This is a genomic window from Leisingera sp. NJS204 (assembly GCF_004123675.1).
Lineage (GTDB): Bacteria > Pseudomonadota > Alphaproteobacteria > Rhodobacterales > Rhodobacteraceae > Leisingera.
Genome location: NZ_CP035421.1, coordinates 68,877 through 85,900, shown reverse-complemented (window position 1 = coordinate 85,900; position 17,024 = coordinate 68,877). Strand labels below are relative to the sequence as shown.

General features: G+C 60.3%; 8 protein-coding genes and 1 pseudogene. 4 read left to right on the top strand and 5 right to left on the bottom strand.

Annotation, left to right across the window (positions count from 1 at the left end; all coding sequences use genetic code 11):
* Positions 1-129: 129 nt before the first annotated feature.
* Positions 130-402 (bottom strand): hypothetical protein, encoded by a 273-nt coding sequence (locus ETW24_RS22795; protein WP_205877457.1) that lies wholly within the window; start codon positions 400-402, stop codon positions 130-132.
* Between the two features lie 131 nt (positions 403-533).
* Positions 534-818 carry a hypothetical protein gene (locus ETW24_RS22790; protein ID WP_129373386.1) on the bottom strand — a complete coding sequence of 95 codons (285 nt, stop codon included), beginning with the start codon at positions 816-818 and terminating at the stop codon, positions 534-536.
* Positions 819-1,212: 394 nt separating this feature from the next.
* Between ETW24_RS22790 and ETW24_RS22785 the strand changes: the two genes are divergently transcribed.
* Both ETW24_RS22785 and ETW24_RS22780 read left to right on the top strand, forming a co-directional pair.
* Complete coding sequence (locus ETW24_RS22785) at positions 1,213-2,058, top strand: universal stress protein (RefSeq protein ID WP_129373385.1); 846 nt, start codon at positions 1,213-1,215, stop codon at positions 2,056-2,058.
* 41 nt (positions 2,059-2,099) lie between these two features.
* Positions 2,100-2,918, top strand: coding sequence for a formate/nitrite transporter family protein (locus ETW24_RS22780; protein ID WP_129373384.1), 819 nt, complete (start codon positions 2,100-2,102; stop codon positions 2,916-2,918).
* A gap of 10 nt (positions 2,919-2,928) precedes the next feature.
* Here the strand turns inward: ETW24_RS22780 and ETW24_RS22775 are convergent, their stop codons facing one another.
* Genes ETW24_RS22775 through ETW24_RS22765 form a run of 3 tightly spaced genes read right to left on the bottom strand, consistent with a single transcriptional unit; the run spans position 2,929 to position 5,087 of the window.
* A complete protein-coding gene (locus ETW24_RS22775) occupies positions 2,929-4,074 on the bottom strand; it encodes a site-2 protease family protein (RefSeq protein WP_129373383.1) in 1,146 nt (381 codons plus the stop codon).
* Between the two features lie 57 nt (positions 4,075-4,131).
* Positions 4,132-4,845 (bottom strand): VIT1/CCC1 transporter family protein, encoded by a 714-nt coding sequence (locus ETW24_RS22770; protein WP_129373419.1) that lies wholly within the window; start codon positions 4,843-4,845, stop codon positions 4,132-4,134.
* Between the two features lie 44 nt (positions 4,846-4,889).
* Positions 4,890-5,087, bottom strand: a complete 198-nt coding sequence (locus ETW24_RS22765) for a cation-translocating P-type ATPase C-terminal domain-containing protein (protein WP_254695789.1) — start codon at positions 5,085-5,087, stop codon at positions 4,890-4,892.
* A gap of 108 nt (positions 5,088-5,195) precedes the next feature.
* Here ETW24_RS22765 and ETW24_RS22760 point away from each other — a divergent pair.
* Positions 5,196-5,351 (top strand): annotated as a pseudogene (locus ETW24_RS22760) (integrase core domain-containing protein); the annotation flags it as partial.
* Between the two features lie 584 nt (positions 5,352-5,935).
* Positions 5,936-16,918, top strand: a complete 10,983-nt coding sequence (locus ETW24_RS22755) for an NPCBM/NEW2 domain-containing protein (RefSeq protein WP_129373382.1) — start codon at positions 5,936-5,938, stop codon at positions 16,916-16,918.
* Positions 16,919-17,024 lie beyond the last annotated feature (106 nt).

The following is a 17,024-nucleotide window of genomic DNA, read 5'->3' as shown; positions in this document are numbered from 1 at the left end:
ATCCTCCTTTGGTGTTGCTCAACGTTACGCCTGCAGCCTCCAGCCTGCATTTATTGAGGTTGTCCAGCTCTGCGGTGTGCCTGCCGCCGCGCCAGGCCGGGGCGGGTCACGCCGTCCGCAGAGCGGCTTTCACCCGCCCGGCAACCTCATCCTCGGTGCCGGCGCAGTTGATCCGGGTCCAATCCGCAGTATTCGCGCCAGCACTTCTTTGCGGGCCTGCAGCGTGGAGAGGTCCAGGTAACTGTAGCGCACCGCCCGCTTGATCTTGAACGCCGGACCGCCGGTCAGGAACACATGCGCGGAATGGGTCGTGATCACCTCGACCGGTGCGTCAATGCCATAGGCTGACGGGTCGCTCAGAAAGGCCACCACTTCAACCTGCTGGTTTCCATCCGGATGCATTGTTTTTCCCCTGGCGCAGCGTACCAGAGGCGTTTTGCGTCCGCCTTGAGTGAAGTCAAACCAACCAGCGCTGCGCTTGCGCGCCAAACCCATGTCTGGATCAATGCAGGTGGGCTTGCAGCCGGATAGACTCAACCAATCCTGACTGGAGGCAGCAAAATGACCAACACCGATGCCCGAACCAGATCAAAAGCCGGGCTGACAAGCAGGGCCTTGGCCGTTTTTGGCGTAACCTTCTCATTTGCAGCCATTTTTCTCAGCGGCGGAATCCTTTTTTTGCACCCAAAGGTCAGATTTTCAAAGAGGTGGGTTGGGATGCGCTGGGACTGGGCAGGCAGGACTGGAGCGATCTCCATATTGTCCTGGCGGCGCTGTTTATTGCCTTTTCCCTGTGGCGTGCAGCGCATCATTTGCATGTGTTCAAAACGCTTTTCTTCGGCACCAATATGTCTTCACGCGGCCACCGGGCCGAGGCGTTGATTGCGTTTGCGGCGGTTGCCGGCCTTACCGTTCCGGCCTTCTTCAGCTTCCGCCGGGCAGCTGGCTACTTGAGCTGAGCGAGCTGTTCACACATGACTACTGGACCCGCTGAAACGTGATCCCGGCGACCGGATGCCGCCGAAAGGCCGGCCTTTGCTATACTATAGGTATGGTTTGCAGGGGGCAGCCCGGTAACCTTCATGCTAGCGGCCAAGGGGAGGCTGCCTTTCACACCGGATTGATCAGGATCATGGCATCCCGCGGCAACCCTGATCTACTGATCAACGCGGTGCGCACTCCGCCTGCCGCGATCCAGCCCGGAGGCCCGCCATGCAACGCAAAACCTCTCTCTTCGTTCTTGCCACTGACACCAGCGACGCAACCATCACTGCCGCCGCCGAGGCGGCGCAGGGCCAGGACGCCTACCTGGCCTGCCTGCTGCTCGATAACCTGCCCGGCAGCCCCTACTTAGTCTCCGGCACAACGGCCTTCGGCTCGGCTGCGATGCCCGCTGACTGGGTGGACGGCCTGCGCGACGCCCGGCAGGCAGCAGAGATCCGCGCCGCAGAGGTCAACGATCTCCTCACCCGCAACAGCTGCACCGGCGATGTGCAATATGCGGTCTGCGCCGGTGCGGATATCCGGCTGCTGTGCGCCCAGCGGGCCAAGACCTGCGACATCGCGCAGTTTGCCGATGGCCTCAGGGACCACGGGGCTGTCTTCCGCGAGGCGCTGCACGGCCTGCTCTTCCAGTCGCCGGTTCCGGTCATTGTGAATGGCGCGCCCTTTGCCAGCTGCAACCGCGTGTTCCTGGCCTGGGACAGCAGCCTTGCCGCCTCCCGCGCCGCCCATCTGGCACTGCCCTGGCTGTGCCGCGCCGAGGAGGTCGTGATCGGCTGCTTTGAATCCGGCGCCTCCGATCAGCGCGACGGCGAGGATCCGGGCACCGATGCCGCAGCCTGGCTCAGCCACCAGGGCTGCAAGGTGACCGTGTCGCAGTTCCCCGGCGGCGGCCAGGACGTCGGCCACGGTATTTTGCAGCGCGCCCGCGAGGCCGGGGCCGGTCTGGTGGTGATGGGGGCCTATGGCCATTCCCGCCTGCGCGAGGCTGTCTTCGGCGGCACCACCCGCACGATGATCGATCAGACGGAGCTGCCGGTGCTTTTTGCCCACTGACGCCCGCTGCCCCTTGCGCCCATGACCCCAGGAGCCGGAACATGACCAGCCAGGCCCCCTTTGACGCCTACAAACCCGCCGAAATCGCGGCACGTGTAGAAAATGCCGGAACCGCCAAGGCCCATCTGCCGCTGCCGCAGATGTTCGTGCTGGCAATGCTGGCGGGCGCCTTCATCGGTTTCGGCGCAGCGGCCTATACCATGACCCTGACCGGCGCATCCCCCGTCGCAGGACCGGTCCGGGTGCTGGGCGGCGCGGTGTTCTCGCTCGGCCTGATCCTGGTGGTGATTGCCGGGGCAGAGCTGTTCACCGGCAATGTGCTGATGGTGATCGCCGCGGTGGACCGCAAGATCCCGCTGCGCCTGCTGCTGCGCAGCTGGGGCATTGTCTATGCCGGCAATCTGGCAGGCGCCGCCGGCCTGGCCGCCGCCTTTGCGCTGACTGGTTTGCTGGACGGCCCGATGGGCGCAACCGCCGCCGGGATCGCAGAGGCCAAGGCCGCCCTCGCTCCGCTTGAGGCTTTCATGCGCGGCGCGCTTTGCAACGCCCTGGTCTGCCTCGCCGTCTGGCTGTCTTTCGCCGCCCGCACCGCGGCCGGCAAGGTTCTGGCCATCCTCTGGCCGGTCACCGCCTTCGTGCTGCTGGGGCTCGAGCACTCGATCGCCAACATGTATTTCTTCCCGCAGGCTTGGGCAGCCGGAGCGGGGACCCCCTTTACCGCGGCTGCCGCCAACCTGTTCTGGGTCACCCTCGGCAACATCGCCGGCGGTGCGGGCGGCGTTGCCTTGGCCTATTGGTTCGCTTTTCTCGGCGGCTCCGCGCAGCGGCAGACTGAACACGCGCCTGAGCAAAGCCGCTGACGCCGCCGCCTTACTCTGTGTTTCGGTCCGGCAGGCGGATTTCCTGCAGCACCGCCAGATAGCCCATCAAGTCGGACAGGGTGACCACCCCCAGCAGCTGGCGCCCCTCTGCCACCAGAAACTTGCGCCGCCCGGTGGCGGAAATCTTCGCCATCAGCTCCGCGGCCGGCATCTCCGGGCCGACCATATTATCTGCATCCGCCGCCGCATAGACGTCGCCCACGCGGGTTGCCGGCCATTCCGCGCGCGGGGTCTGCGTCAGCAGGCCGGTATCAGCAAAACCCAGCAGCACATCGCCCAGCACCACCGGCACAAAGCTCTTGCGCTCCGCCAGCATCACCTGATCCGCGAGGTATTGCAGGCTCACCTCCGGCAGCACGGTGACCGCATCGCGCGTCATCAGAGCAGCCACCGTCTTGCCCTTGAACGCCGCCTCCTGCAGCTGGCGGGCATAGGTGCCCTTGGCCGCAGCCAGCACAAACACCCCGATCAGCACCTGCCAGAGCGACGCAACCGGATTGCCGGAAAACAGCCCGATGACGCCAAAGACAATCATCGCATACGCAAAAAAGCTGCTGATCCTTGTGGCGGTGGCTGTCGCCTGCAGAAGATCGCGGCTGCGGCTCCACAGATACGCCCGGAAGATCCGCCCGCCATCCAATGGAAAGGCCGGCAGCAGGTTGAACACCGCCAGCACCAGGTTGATCAGCGCCAGATAGTCCAGCACAGGGATCAGCGCCGTCCCCGGCGCCAGCAGCCCGCCCGCCTGGGCCAGCAGCCAGAAGGCAAAAGCCAGAGCGAAGCTCATCAAGGGGCCTGCAATGGCAATCCAGAACTCGCTGGCGGCAGTCTTCGGCTCCGATCCCAGCTCTGCAACCCCGCCGAAGATAAACAGGGTGATCCCCTTGATCTCGACCCCGTACCGGCGGGCCACCACCGAATGGGACATCTCATGCAGGACCAGCGAGCCGAAAAAACCCAGCATCGCCAGCAGCGCCAGGGTGAAATAGATGCTGCCGCCGGCACCGGGATAAACCATCGGGAAAAACTGCGTTGACAGGCTCCAGGTAATCAGCGCGGCAATCAGCGCCCAGCTTGGGTCGATACGGATGTCAAACCCCTGCAGGGTGGCGATCTTGATGGCATTGGAAAACATGGGCTCCCCTCCGGTCTTCAGCTTAGGGGCAAACCGGTCCGCCTCCCTTGATCCGGCTCAAACCCGGAACAGACTGCCCGCCAAATAGGCCACGGCAGCGGCACAGGAGCCGATCAGCAGTGTCTCCAGCCCGGATTTCCACCAGGGCGCCAGCGACCAGACGCTTTTGCTGGCGCCGATGCCGAAAAACACTGCCGCGGTGGCCAGCGCCGCCGTCAGAAACGGATCCGGCAGCCCCAGCATGAACGGCAAGAGCGGCACGATGCCTGCCGCCATGAAGGCGGCAAAGGTTGTCAGCGCCGCCGCAACCGGATTGGGTTCCGCAGGGGCCAGCCCGTATTCGCTGGTCAGCATCAGTGACACCCATTTCTCCGGCTTGGCGGCAACGGACTGTACCGCGCCTTCCAGCACCGCGCCGCTCAGCCCCAGCTTCTGAAATATTTGGCGCAGCTCCTCGCGCTCACCCTCGGGATACTGGCGGATATGGCGCTTCTCCACCTTGTAGAGCCGCCGCCGGTCGTCCAGATCCGCCTTGGTGCCCAGGTAGTTGGCCGCCGCCATGGAAAACCCGTCCGCCAGCACATTGGCAATGCCCAGAGCGATGATCACGCCTTGCGAAAACCCGGCGCCCTCGACGCCCGCGGCTATTGCAAAGGTGGTGACAGCGCCGTCGATGCCGCCGTATACCGCGTCGCGCAGCCGCCCGGTGCCGTTGCTGCCCGCAAGCCGCCGTGCGATGTCTTCCTTGCTGTGCCCGTGATCGCCCTTCATGCCCGCAGGATGGCGCGGAACGGCAAAACCCGCATTGAGGGAGGTCAAGCCGCCACCTGCGCCCCGATGGTCAACGTCAGCGCCGCCAGCAGCAGCGGATTGCTGAAGAATCCGATCCGCCAGCTCGGCGGATGCAAGGAGCGGAAGGCAAAGACGCTGGCCTTTCCCATAACCGGCGTGTCCTTCTTGCGCGGCGGAAGCTCCATCTGGTCCGGCTCGCCCTTCTCCAGCCCCAGCGCCACTGGTCCTGACCCCTGAAGCTGGTCCGGAGTGAGAGCGGACTTTTGGGTACATTTCTGGCAAGAGAGGGAGTGTACCGATGCCGAAGAAACGATTCAGCGACGAACAGATTGAACGCCTCATGGTTCCTGTCGATGGACGACGCCCGAAAGCGGATCAACGAATGGAAAGCCGATTACAATGAAGCCAGGCCGCATTCCTCGCTGGGGAACTTGACGCCGGGCGAATTTGCGGCCCGACTGAACGAAACCCGAAAGGTCGCATGAAGCGCGGGCCAAAAATGGGGTGGGCTCCAATCCCGGCACCGGCACCGGCATGGACCGGACGAGTCTTAGGGCGCATGACCACTTGCCAGGTCTTCAGTTGAGCGATTCAGGCGTACAAAGATGCAGCGAATCCGGCAAAGCTTGGAGACCACGCAGGCTGCCGTGCAGCTGAAATCTGGTCCTGACGGGCCCAGGCTGCGGCAATTGCCCTCAAATCCATTGACATTCGCTTCAAGAATTGCGGCAAAACTCAAGGCTTACGTAACGTCATCCTCGCTGGCCCGGTTGTCGGAAATCAATTCATTCTCAAATTCATTTTTATAAGTACCTCTGCCGGGTACTGAACAGGTGTGTTGAACTAAAGTGTTGCGGCATAAGGCGTTGCTAGCCTGTGTCCGTTAGGTTGCACAAATTTCAGGCCTCAACAACTGTGACGTTATTTAGGTCAGGCATGGCGACCTTATTCGTGCCGTGAATGATGTATTTGCGATAGGAATTTGAGCGTTTCTCCCAGCTTTCCTACCAAGCCCGTCAAGTGCACAGGCGTGTACAGAAGCGGCAACCAGGATTAAGGGCTGAACGGCATGACAACGACAGAAGACCTTCTCTACGCTGAAAGCGGTGATGAAAACCTACTGGCGGCGGAATACGATCATATCGCCGATGTCATGGCCGAGGTGCTGGCGGATCTCAATCTGGCGGTGTCGGAAGATGCAGCCGGATTACGGGAGATCCTGCGTGCAAGCTTCAGTAAGCTGACCGGCGACCAGACAGCTGAAAATACCCTGTTCAACAAGTTTGCCAATATCGACGACGACTTGATGCCGGAAGGCCTGGCAATCCTGCCGGAACACAGCCTGGACGGGGCGCATGCGGCGTATTCGGCAAATGCGGGCGGCACTATCGTGCTGACCTACGATGCGATCACACAGGGGCGCGCCTATCTGAAATACCTTCTGGCTGAGGAGCTGGGACATCACTTTGACGCGCTGCTGGGCGAGGGCGACAGCAGTGGCGATGAAGGGGCGAAATTCGCGGCTGCACTCTATCCGGATATTGCCGAAGCTTTTGAGATCGATACAGCGGCGGAAGCAGCGGACGAAGATGCCGCCGTCATTGAGATGGGCGGCGAAGGGTTTGACATCGAGTTTGCAGGTGCAGAAGGCACCAGCAGCGGGGCCTTGAAAAAAAATAAAAGCAAAAGCCTTGCGGACGGCTTGAACGAAATCCGGAACGATCTGTTCACACCCGGTGAATTCGTTTCACGGCTGCGGCGGACGGCCAGCCAGGACGCAGCGGGACTTCTGGATGCAAACCAGGGCGATGCCACAGAAATCAGTGCGGATGGGTTCGACTTTTTGAATCTGATCCGTCTGCGCAAGCCTGAATCCTCCAGGGCAGCATTTCTCAAATCTGCAACCCCGTTGGTTCAATCCGGTACCACTGGCACATCCGTTGATCCCGATGCCCGCCCCAGCTTGAAATCCAGTTTCCTTGGGGCAGCGAAGCGGTTAAAGCAAGGCGCCTCCAGCACCGGCTCGCTGGTTAAAAAGCGTGTCAATGCGGTCAAAACCCGGATTGTTGAGGCACGTGCAGGAACAAGCGGCGAAACACCGTTGCTGGAAGACACCGATGGCGACATCGAAGATCTGGCAGGACTGAAGAGCCGTATTGCTCAATTCAACAGCAGCGAAACGCGCACCAAACCCTTCGACTATTTCTTTGATAGGGTCGTTAAACCCAACAGGAATCCGGCGCTTGGCGAACTGACGGATGCGCAGAAACTGGATATTCTGAAAGATATTCCGACCACAATGACGGGTGACATCGGGACGACCACGTTTGCTTTCCAGTCGGAGCGCAATCATGGAATTGGTGTCAAAGCTGTTACTGGTGAGGGGTTCAAGGCAGGTGTCGGCTTTGATTCGGACACGACTTCTGCTTTTACCATCAACGCCAAGGATGGTGTCTATTCTGTTGATTTGGTCATTGCCAGCGGCCGTTCTTTCAAAGTCCGGGGCGACTATGCAGCAGGTGTCGATGCCGCATATACCCAGCCTACCCTGGATGTGAAGCTGATCAACTACCAAAAGACCGCCACTTGGTCATCCTCCAACCTGGACCTGGTTGCAGTCCAGTACCTGATTGAGCAGCTGTACACAGGGGAACTGGAAGCGATTGATTTCCAGAACTATACCCGTGAAATCAAAAAGAAGGGCGAGGTGGCGGCAGGACTGTCAAGCGGTGTTGCGGGAAGTTCCGGAGATGCAGCAGCAGCAGATGGAACCTCATCCGGTTCAATCACAATATCCACGCCGGGCAACAAGGAAATCACCAAGATTGATATTGACAAGCTGCTTCAGAACGATCCGGCAGCGGTGGCAAAACGGAAAGCGAAGACAGCCGGTGGCATCACATTGGGTTGGACACCAATTTCCGGCGGCGCCGGATTGCGGGCTGAAGACGCCCGTCCGGACAATGTCTCCGGGTCAGCCGCGCAAAGCTACGCCACAGCCGAGGCTCGGCTGGGCCAGGCCAAAATCGCAGAGAAAGGCCAATTCACGATCCCGTTCTCCTTGCACAAGAATACAATTGCCGGGATCGGCAAGGAATTGCTGGGTTTCAAAAACGGGCTGCAAAAACTGTTCGGAAAGGACGTTTTTGACAATTGGCGGCAGGAAACACGAAGGCTGTCCAGCGCGGCGGGCGAGGCCTTTGGCAACGACAAATCAAAAAAATTCGTGGTGGACTTCAAAATCCGCGATGACGCTGCCGAAGCGTTGTACAAGAAACATATTGTGCGGGACAGCTCCGGACATCAGGTCGGGTTCGACAATACGGAGTTCCAGAAAGACGTTCAGAAGATTCTGAAGAATCCAACCAAATCCAAGAACGCAAATCAGCTGACCTTTGATGTTTCGGTAAAATCGGAGTTCCCCGATATCGAGAAGGTCTCAGGCGGACTTGTGGTCAAAGCAGGCGGTTCGGCTGGCTATACCGTGGGCCAGACGCTGGAAATCCAGAAGAACCTGACCTTTTACAAGGCGCCGCCGAACCAGGCGGGGACCAGCCGCGTGCGGGCCGGGGCAGGGGATGACCAGCTGTATCTCCTGGGCGACGACGGCAGCGACATCGAGCGCCTGCTGAGCTGGGATGCGCTGTCGGGCGAAGTGTCAGCCGGGTTCACCCGGATGGTGGACAGCAAGGCGCCGGCGGGCCAGTTCACAACCGAAGTCCGTCACGCACCGCAATCGCTCTATGTCGGGGTCGGTAAGGACGGCAAGCCCTGCGGCCAGTGTGTTGGCCTGTCGCTGGGCTATCTCTACAGCCTGTCGCAGTCCGACAGCACCAAGCAAAAGTTTCTGGACGGCGTGTTTACCCACTCCAGAATCGTGGACAACAGCAGCAGTTCAGTGCGCGAAGATGTGGAAAGTGTCGGCTTCCAAAGCCTGATCCGCCGCCTGAGCGCCTTTGGCAATTCCGGCGATGCGGCGCAATCGGTGCTGAACGGGCAGGGGAACCTCACGCTGGATCAGGTGATGTCGCGGTTGCAAGCGGCGTCCGGCGATGCATTTTACGAACTGCATACCGGCAACCACGCCTTTGCCGTGGCCAAGAAAGTTTCCGGCGGCACCGCCAGCTATCACTTCTACGAAACCAATGCAGCTGAAGTGAAACTGTCGTCATCCTCCGAGGCCGGAACAGCAGGGGCCCTGAAGTCGGTCATCGAAAGCCACTTGGCGCAGAAAAGCAGCGGCGGGCACTGGGAAGGCAGCCTTGCCTCCTATTATGACACAAAGAAGAATTCCTCGGGCAGCCTGGTGTTTGACACCTACCAGTTCGATCCAGCCAAAGTTTCCGGCAAGGAGGCCTTCACGGCGCTTGACGGCCTGCTGGAGGGCGATGGTTTCGTGACCGAGCGGCAGCGCCTGTCCAAGCTTGGGGATATCAGCCTGAACGGCAAATCCGTCTCGGCGCTGGCGCTGTATGATGCGGCCACCTCCGTTCACGGGCTCAAGGTATCCGGCAATGTGTTTACTGAGCTGGCGGGCGGCGGCGCAATGCTGTCTGATCTCCGGTTTGATGTGCGCGGCCTGGAAAGCGTTCTGTCCAGCGACCTGGCGGACGCGGAGAAGGTAAAGCTCGCTGTCATCCTGAAGCAGCGGCTGGAGGCGGAAAGCGGCGATCTGACCAAAGTCTTCAGTTCCGACTCCCTGCAGGACAGCAAGGTCGGAACAACAGATCTGGCCCAATCGCTGGCCGATGTGGTCACGTCCAAGATCACGGGCGCTTATGAGGCGGCACCCGACTTCCATCAGGCGGTCGAGACTGCAACCGGCCAGAGCCGGAACCTGCGCAAGTCGCAGGAGCTGCAGGTGAAGTATGGTCTTTCGATTGAAGATACCGCTTCGGTGCTGCGGGTTGCCGAGCTGTCCAAACAGCTGAACGGCTACAGCGAGCAGGACTTCCAGAAGCTGAGGAACAAGCACCGCGGAGCGTCCGACCTGCAGCTGCTCGAAATCGCCTCGACGGATCAGCTGAGGCGCAGCGTGCGCGGGCTGGACGACGGCACCGCGATTGTGGACATGGCCGATTGGACCCGGTCCGATGCGATGGGCTATCTTAATGAGAAAGGCGTGTTCCGGGCCGGGCCCTATGCGGATCCGCTGGATGTCAATGCCGTCCGCAAGATCGTCAACAGCGGCACCTACAGGGACCGGCTGGAGCTGGTCAGCGCTCTCACCAAGATTGACCCGGAACTGTACCGGGGCATCGAAACAAAGCTGCGTCAGGACACTGATCTGGAGACCCAGAAACTGGGGCAGTCCCTGCGCCGCAACTTCAGCCCGTCGCGGGCGCAGAAGGCGCTGAACGGGGCTAACATCAGCTTTACCACACTGACGACACTGAATTCGGTCCGCTCGGTCATTACTGACTGGAACAACCTGAACACCACCCAGAAAGCCCTGACCGTGACGGAACTGGCTGGCGGCGTGGCACTGCCGACAGTGGTCAGCAAGGGCATCAGCACCGGCTTCAAGCTGGCAGGCAAGGCGCTGGGAACCGTTGGCAAAGCGGTCAAGGCGGGGGGGCTGGATCTGTTGCTGGCGCCGATCAGCCTGACCTCCATCGGGCTGGAATGGAAGGATTTCTGGAACAACAACGGCGACACAGGCAGCATTGAGTACAAATCTCTGGTCTCCAGCACCGTGATCACCACGGTGTCCCTGGCAGCCAGTGTAGCGCTGACTGGCGTCTCCATTGCCGCCGCAGTTTCGGCATCCGCTGCGGGCACGACAGTTGCGGCCGCCGCCGCGGCCGGATCGCTGTTGGCGACAGTCGCCTCGTCTGCCGGCCCCATCGGCCTGGCCATCGGTGCTGCGGCCTTCATTATCCAGGGCATCGTTCAAGGTGCGCTGCAGATCGAGGAATACGGCGACTATTTTGAGAACACCGCGGACAAGGTGCATCAGTTCTTCGCCGCCTGGGTCGGCGTGGAAACCCGCGGGTTCAAAGAAGCCAAGGCCAAAAAGCAGGGCGAGGAAGCGGCAGCGGACACGGAAACCAGCCTGCTGGACGGCTGGAATGAAACCAAGGCCTATCTATCTGACATCTTTGCCAAAAGCGGCCACAAGGATCTCAATGTCCGCAACCGCAGCTTTAACGTGAACTACGGCATTGTCGACTATGATGGCGACAATGACGGCGACAAGGACGAGGTTGGCTATCTGCTGCAGCAGGAAGGTCCGGTTTTTGGCAGCCTGGAGCGGATCACCACGCAGCTGATTGCCGCCGGCACCACCGTTTGGGCGGAGCTTGGCCGCAAGGCCGGTGAGTCGGTTACCGGCGATCTCGCGAAGAAGAACCTGTTCAGCCTGGACAACTCCACCGAGCTGGCTCGGCTGACAGGCGGCAATCTGGCGGATGTCTACAACATGTCCGCGGAAGCCAACGTGGGTCATCTGGATGGCGGCGCCGGTGTCGATACGCTGATCCTGGATGCGGATGGGAATACAGCGACCATCGACCTGAAAGCGGGCACCGGGCGGATCGTGCATCCGGACCCGCTCGACTTCAACCTGTCCAGCATCGAGAACATATCGGTGGTGAATGCGCATAGCTTTACCAAGGTCTATGGCGACGATGGCGACAACCTGCTGGATGTGCGGGGCGATGGCTTTGCCAGCGGTTATGAGGTGCACGGCGGCGGCGGCGCCAATACAATTGTCGTCAACAGCGGCATCGTTATTCACAGCACCAGCGACGACACTTTCCTGTGGAGCGCGGGCAGCCACGGCCAGATCTGGCTGGACAAGAACGACGGCCCGCAGGCGGCGCTGATCGAGCTGCCGGACAACTATGACCGCTACACGCTGGATACCTCGGCCAACGCGCTGGTGCTGCGCGGGCCGGATGGCAAGTCCCTGCAGATCGGCGATATCTTCGAAGGCGAAGGTGTGGTGCGCAAGAACAAGATCCTGCAGTTCCGGGACAAGAGCGGCGCCAGCTTCTCTCTGACGCTGGAAAACAAGTACCGGGGTGACGGCAGCAACGTTTATCCGGTTTCTCTGGAACGGGTGTCCAAATCCTTTGTTTTCCAGAAAAAGGCGGAGGGCGACAACGACCTTACACGCCTAGCCGGTGATCAGGCAGTCTCAACCTACCGGCTCAATCCCGGTTCCGGCTCCTTTGTTCTGGAGCCGCGTACCCAGCGGATGATGTCGGTTGTGCTGAATGCCGATTTGGACAAGGTGGATTATTTCTACAATGAAGATGGGCAACTGACCCTTCTGTACTTTGCCCTCGACGATACCATCGAAGTCATCATTCCGGATTACCACGCACATGCCGGACAGATTTCGATCTATGCCAACACGCCCGGTGCCGAAAACGCGGTTCCTGCATTGCTGCAACTGCCTGCAGAAGGCGGCGGCCGTCTGTCCATAGAAAATCTTGCCGGCGGGACAGCCGAGGCGGAAGAGGCAGTGTCCGGTTTGCGTTCGACAACTCCGGTGAAGGCAGGCGATGCGGTTGAACTGAGTTCCGCCGATGCGCAAGGCCGCTATGTCGCACAGGCGGACGCCGCAGCGGGGCTGGCGGTTTCCATCGCATCCCTGTCGCAGATTGCCTATCTGCGTATGGGGGATGATCTGCTGGTCTATGACGAAAGCCGACTGGACCCCGCGCTGGGGCTGGAAGCGCAGCAGTCGCTGCTGATCGAAGGCTATTACGCGGCTGCTTCTGCTCCGGGGCTGTCGGTGAATGGACAGTCGGTGGCCGCGCAGGCGATTGCAGCGGAAACAGACAGCTATCTGGGCAGTAGCGGCGACGACGAGATGTCCGGCGCCAACTACACCGAGATGGCCGGCGGCGCAGGCAGCGACACCTACACTGTGGACCTGTCAGGCAGCAAATCCTATGTCATCGACAACACCGACGGCGCACTGACCTATGACATGCTGCAACTGGAAGGCGTTGCATCGGATGACATGCGCGACGTGGTGCTGACCCATCAGGACGGCGATCTGATCCTGTCCTATCAGAACAGCCAGGTCACGCTGAAGAACTTCAACCGGGAAACCGAAGCGCGCCACCTGCGGGTCCGCCTGGGTGTAAGCGGATTCACCTACGGGCTGCCTGCGCTGGTTTCCGGAGAGACCAACTTCTATGAGCTGGATGCCCGCAACCACCAGCGCATCCAGCTGATCGACAACGGCAAGCCGCATTTCTTCGACCTGCCGCAGCAGCCGCATTTCGCCTTTGGCAGCAACCAGGGCTATGGGTATGTTGAACTGGACACGGATGTGGCCGCCTATGCAAAGGAAGTGATCGGCCTTGATCTGAAGCTGACCTCGGCTGACGGTTCGCAGTCGCTTTACTTCAAGAACTACTATCTGGAGCCGGACCTGATCAGCTTTGCCTGGCGCAGCAGTGCCACGGCGACGCATGGCGACACCTATAACCATGACGTGCAGCTTCCGGACGGGGATCCGCAGTACCAGGCTTATCTGGACGCCGGCATCGCCCGTAAAGACGTGGTCCACTATGTCAATGCCGGGCTGACCGCGGCTGAGGCGCAATCCGTGGAGGCGTTCAACGTTGAAGACACTCTGGTTCAGGCGCCCAGAACGACCTCCGGCTGGCAGAAATTGGAAAACAGGGATTTCGCCTATCTGTCACAAGAGGACAAAAGCCAGTTCGATACCAAGGTCACGATCTTTGACCAGACGTCCTGGGGCAGCAAGCCGGGTATCCGGATAGAGGTCAACCGCGACGGGGATCTGGAACTGCATCTGCGGGAATGGAGCGGCCATTTACGCCAGTTCCAGACTTCGCCCGGCTCGCCGCATCTGAAATCCTTTGAAAAAGGCCAGATCCTGGTGGCGATGGATACGGCGACGCGGCGTCTGCGGATCGCGCATGATACCGAAGGGCTGCTGTTCCAGACCGAACTGCCCTCGATTGCCTGGAATGCGTTCACTGACGGGCTGGAGCATCCGTCAGCTGAGGAGTTCCACCCAGACTTTGATGGCACAATCTACTTTGGCGAAAACGCCTATGAGCTGGCTGGCAGCCGGGTGCAATCGGGTGCTGGATTTGAGTTTCTGGATCAATCGCTGACTGCGGCGGAGGCCAAGGTTCTGCTGCGCGGACAGCGCCTGCAAGGAGACCTGAGCGGCCTGATTGATCACCTGGTTGACAGCCTAGGGTTCCAGAACAAACCAGCCGTTGCCAATGCGATCGCGTATCTGAAAGCCGGTCTGCAGGATGCGGAGGTTATCAAGCTGTTCAGCGACGAACTGCTGAAAGATGCGTCGTCCGGGGTTCGGGACAAGATCCGTCCGGATGAGTTTGACCTGACCTTTGTCACCCAGCTGCGGGGGATTGGTGCCAATGCAGACTTTGTACTGGCTGCAATAGACGGGGGGCTGAACGCCATCCAGGGCGAGCAGTACCTGAGCGAAGGAGTTCTGCCGCAGGACGTGAAGACAGTCCGGGATCTGATCAGCGGCACGGCCACCAGCCAGGATGCGGTCTTGATCGAAAAGGCTCTCTTCATTGCCGGATACCAGCGGTCAGCCGCAAAGGAAGTCGCCGCTGTGATGGCTGAGAAGGGCCTCAGCGATCATGCCCGCATTGATGCCTATTTCCGGATTGGCATCACCAGTGCCGATGCCATCAAACGCTTTATGGATGCCGGGGTGTCGGCCGCGGATATTGTGTCTGGTGACGAAAAATTCGCCAGCTACGAGGCAGGCGACCGAGGCGGGCTGATCAATGTCTCGGTCAGCGATTCTCTGTCGACTTTCTCAACCGTGCGCAGCTACTGGGCCAACCGTGATCTGGATGGCGGTAAGATCAAGTCAGGTGAAATCCTGGAGAGCGAGGCAGCCAGCTCGCTGGCAGTTGCGCATTCCAGCAGCGCGGACATCGGGGTGTCGGAAGTGGATTCGACAAGCTGGGGCAGCCGCTCCAACCCCTCGAACATCGTGGACGGCTGGCAGTTGAACCGGGACGCAACAGCCTGGGCAACAGGCGAAGATGATGTCGCTTTGAACGGCAACACCTGGATCAGGTTTGACCTGGCTGACAAGATCCTTCTGACCAGCCTGACCATCGACAGCGATCTGTCGAGCAGGGCCTATGCCGAGGATAAGCAGGCGGCGGCTGACATCGCGATCGACGTCCTGCGCAGCCAGAACACAGCTGATCCGAAGAGCCAGTTCAAGATCCAGGCGTTGGATAACACAGGAAACTGGCAGGATGTTTCTGACGTCTATGACTGGGAACCTGCCGGCAACAGCAGCGACACGGTACAGATCCGGACCGGTGGCATCCCTTACAAGAGCTATCGGCTGGTCGGGGTCAGCGGGACCTTCAGCAAGGCACGCTGGATCAAAGAGATCACCTTTACCACGACCGGTGTAACGGAAACTGTGTCCAACACGCTCGGTGAAGAGAACGTCTATCTCAGCGATCTGACCTTCAGTTCCCAGAGCAATGGCTGGGGCGCTGCAGAACGGAACCGGTCGAACGGTGAAGCCGGTTCGGCTGACGGGAACCAGATCACAATCGGCGGCACAACCTATGCCAAAGGCATGGGCGTGCATGCCGGGTCGGAGATCGTGGTGGATATTCCCGAGGGTGCCCGCCGGTTCATCTCCGATATCGGGGTTGATGACGAAGTCGGCGCCAACGGCTCTGTTACCTTCAAGGTTTATGGCGACAACCAGCTGCTGTTCGAAAGCGGCACCCTGACCGGAAATGACGGTGCAGGCAAAGTCGATGTGTCGGTTGCCGGGTATTCCCAGCTGCGGCTGGTGGTTGGCGACGCCGGCGACGGCAATGGTGCGGATCATGCGGATTGGGCGGGTGCCCGGTTCGTGCGGCCCGCCGAAGCGCCGCTGCCGCAGGCCCAGATCCACACCGTGTCAGACAGGCAGAAGACCGCCTTTGACTACTTCAACGGCAGCTTTGCCAATCAGCGGATTGGCGGCGCCGGAGAGGACTACTTTGTCGGCACCGGCGCGGATGAATTCCTGTCTGGCGGAGATACGCGGGACTTCCTGTACGGCTATGGCGGTGATGACCTTATTCATGGCGGCGCAGGGCTGGACCACCTGGAAGGCGGCGATGGGTTTGACACCGCGAGCTACAAAGGAGCGAGCTGGGCTATTCGGTTTGATCTCACCGGCGATCAGACTGAGCAGTACTTTGCTAGCGGCGTTTGGAACAACGGCGATAGTGTTTCCGGCTTTGAAGGGGTCATCGGCAGCGGGCTGAATGACGTGCTGATTGGCAACAGCGGCGCGAATTTCCTTCAGGGCGGAAATGGCGCGGATACAATCACTGGCGGGGCTGGCGACGACCTGATCAACGGCGGGTCGTTCGTCGATGACCTGGATGGCGGGGCTGGATATGACATCGCCAGCTACTATGATGCGAACCACGCTGTTTGGATCGAGTTGGGGAGCAATCAGTTTGCACGCTACAAGGCTGATGACGGCAATTGGTATGAGGAAGACAAACTTTCCAGTTTCGAAGGGGCCATCGGTTCCTCTCACGGTGATCAGTTCTATGGCAACGCCGCCAGCAACTATCTGGACGGGCAGGGCGGCAATGACCTGTTGCGGGGCCGTAAGGGTGACGATGACCTTCGGGGCGGCCAGGGAGATGACGCCTATATCTACAGCGCCGGCGATGGCCATGATGTGATCTCGGACGCCGGAGGCACCGACCGGATCATCTATGAAGACCTCAACGGCCGGTCTATCGGGATCTCCAACCTGTGGTTCACCCGCGACGGCGAGGATCTTTACATCCTGAACAGCGAAGGTGGTTCTGAAGCTGACGGCAGTCAGCGTATCAATGGCTACTTCAGCGAAGACGGAGCAGGCAAAATCGAGGAACTGGCAGCCGGCGGCAAAAGCCTGTCGAGCGCAAACATCGATCTGCTGGTGTCTCAGATGGCGGGGCATGCACGGTTTGACTACGGTGCGGCAACACAATCGGGGGCAACGATCCAGGAAGAGATCACCCGTCTGTGGGTCACACCAGCTGTGTAACCGCAATCCCGTCAATCGAGAGCGGGCACCGGTGCAAATCCGGTGCCCGCAACATGTGCACGGCACACTCTTTCACAATCAGAGGCCTCTGCCGCAAGGCAGGTGC